The organism is Ferrovibrio sp., assembly GCF_041906005.1.
Classification (GTDB): domain Bacteria; phylum Pseudomonadota; class Alphaproteobacteria; order Ferrovibrionales; family Ferrovibrionaceae; genus Ferrovibrio.
Window position 1 is genome coordinate 1 of the sequence record NZ_JAYRJY010000012.1, and the last position, 2,682, is coordinate 2,682.

Sequence of the window (2,682 nt, forward strand, 5' to 3'; positions counted from 1 at the left end):
GAGGAGCATTACGCGTGAACGGTGCATTATCCGGGTCGCCGGCACCTGCGCTTTGGCGTACGCGTGCGGCTAAGCCCGGTCAGATCATGGCCGCCTTGGACCTCGGCACCAATAACTGCCGCCTGCTTATCGCACGGCAGGGTGCCAGCGGCTATCAGGTCATCGACGCCTTTTCCCGCATCGTGCGGCTGGGCGAGGGCGTGTCGCAAAGCGGCCGGCTGTCGCTTGAGGCCATGGACCGCACCATCGAGGCGCTGAAGATCTGTTCGGCCAAGATGGAGCGGCGTGGCGTGAGCCTCGCCCGGGCCGTGGCGACCGAGGCCTGCCGGCGCGCCGACAATTGCCTGAGCTTCGTCGACCGCGCCCGCGACGAGGCCGGCATTGCCCTCGACATCATCACGTCCGGCGAAGAGGCTGATCTCGCCTTCAAGGGCTGCACGCCGCTCCTTGATCGCAACATCGCCCATGCCATCGTCTTCGATATCGGCGGCGGCTCGACCGAGCTTGGCTGGCTGCGCCTGCGGCCTGGCCGCCCGCCGCAGATGGTGGCGTGGCATTCCATGCCCTTCGGCGTGGTGAGCCTCACCGAGGAATTCGGCGCCGAAGCCGCTGCAGGCGAACCGCCCATGGGTTTCTATCGGCGCATGGTCGACAAGGTGGCGGGCGAGCTCGACCCCTTCCGCCGCGCCATTGGCGCCGGTCGCCTGATCAGCGAAGGTGCGGTCCAGATGCTGGGGACCTCCGGCACGGTGACAACCTTGGCCGGCATCCAATTGGGTCTCGCGCGCTATGAACGCAGCCTGGTCGATGGGTCTTATCTGCGCTTCGGCGATGTCGAGCGCATCAGCAGCGATCTTGCCAAACGCGATTGCCGCGGCCGTGCCACCCTGCCCTGCATCGGCGTCGAGCGCGCCGATCTGGTGCTCTCCGGCTGTGCCATTCTCTCCGCCATCTGCAAATTGTGGCCGGTCGGCACCCTGCGCGTCGCCGATCGTGGTGTGCGCGAGGGCATTCTGATGAGCCTCATGACCGGGACAGCACCCGACAATGTCTATGCCTATGGCGACGACGAACGTCCGGCTGATCTCACGGCAGCGCCCGAACTGGTTGCCGCCAGCGAATTCTAGCGTTTCAGGAGTTTTCCAACATGATGATTGCACCCCATGCATAACAACCGGGGAGGCGGCGGCCGCGGCGGATCACGCGGCGGCGGCAGGGATGAAGGCACCGTGACCGGGCGCGGCCTGACGACGCGGGTGAAGACGGCGCATAAGCGCTCTCTCTCCTCGACCATGTGGCTCAACCGGCAGCTCAACGATCCTTACGTCGCTGAAGCGAAGAAGCGCGGCTATCGCTCGCGCGCGGCCTTCAAGATCCTGCAGCTCGACGAGAAGTTTCATTTCTTCAAGATCGGCGGCCGCGTCGTCGATCTGGGTGCCGCCCCCGGCGGCTGGACCCAGGTGGCGGTCGACCGCGTGCATTCGGCCGATGGCCGCGGCAAGGTGATCGGCATCGATCTGCAGGCCGTCGAACCCATTCCCGGCGCCACCATCATCCAGCTCGATTTCATGGATGCCTCCGCACCCGACAAGCTGAAAGCGCTGCTGGAAGGCGAGGCCGATGTCGTACTCTCCGACATGGCGGCGTCCTCGACCGGCCACGCGCAGACCGATCATTTGAAGATCATCGACCTTGCCGAAACCGCCCTTCATTTCGCCTGCGAAGTGCTGGCGCCGGGGGGCACCTTCATCGCCAAGGTGCTGCAGGGCGGGGCCACCAACGAGCTATTGGCGCAGCTGAAAAAGCATTTCGGCAATGTAAAGCATGTGAAGCCGGATGCCAGCCGCAAGGATTCCGCCGAGATCTATGTCGTGGCGCTAGGTTTCCGGAAATAGACCGCCGCCATGGCGATACCGCTCCTTATCGACACCGATCCCGGCGTGGACGACGCCATCGCCATCTGGCTGGCGCTCTCGGCACCCGAGCTTGACGTATTGGGCCTCAGCGTCGTTTTCGGCAACGGCCATGCCGCCCCATGCGCCCTGAATGCCGTGCGTATTCTGGATGCCACCGGCCGCAGCCACCTTCCGGTCCATATCGGCGCCGACCAGCCGCTTACCCGTTCCTATGCGCGCAGCGGCTGGGGTGTTCATGGCAGCGACGGGCTTGGCGGCATCGGCTTGCCCTCAGCATCGCGCGTGGTCGACGGCACCGATGCCGTCGCCTGGATGGCGGCACAGCTGACCAAGGCGGCACCGGCCAGCGTCACCCTGGCGCCCTTGGGCCCGCTCACCAACATCGCGCGCCTGCTCCGCGACCATCCGGCGGCGCGGGCCGGCATCAAAGAGATGATCGTCATGGGCGGCGCCGCGACCCCGGGCGGCGGTAACGCGACGCCGCATGCCGAATACAATTTCTGGCTCGACCCGGAGGCGGCCGACATCGTCTGCCAAAGCGGTGTGCCGATGACCCTGGTCACCATCGAAACGGCGCGGCCGGTGAGCGCCACGCCGGCGCGGATCGCCCGGATCGAGGCGGCCGGCACGAAGGTGGCCCGCCACGTGGCCGATCTGCTGCGCGCCTATGTCCACGAATCCAAGGCCGATGCGCTGTTCGATCCGCTGGTGATGGTCTACCTGCTGCGCCCGGATCTCTTTGCCGTGAATCATGCGCGGTTCAGGG

At 66.1% G+C, this 2,682-nt stretch carries 3 protein-coding genes; all 3 read left to right on the forward strand.

Features of this window, described 5'->3' with window-relative positions; genetic code table 11:
• The first annotated feature begins 86 nt into the window (after nucleotides 1-86).
• Nucleotides 87-1,127: a Ppx/GppA family phosphatase gene (locus tag ACE3OO_RS20130; RefSeq protein ID WP_374305878.1), complete on the forward strand. Its 1,041-nt coding sequence runs from the start codon at nucleotides 87-89 to the stop codon at nucleotides 1,125-1,127.
• A gap of 36 nt (nucleotides 1,128-1,163) precedes the next feature.
• The gene (locus tag ACE3OO_RS20135) at nucleotides 1,164-1,895 is read left to right on the forward strand and encodes an RlmE family RNA methyltransferase (RefSeq protein WP_374305880.1); all 732 of its coding nucleotides are present in this window, start codon (nucleotides 1,164-1,166) and stop codon (nucleotides 1,893-1,895) included.
• 9 nt (nucleotides 1,896-1,904) lie between these two features.
• On the forward strand, nucleotides 1,905-2,682 hold a 778-nt coding region (locus ACE3OO_RS20140; RefSeq protein ID WP_374305882.1), incomplete at its 3' end, for a nucleoside hydrolase.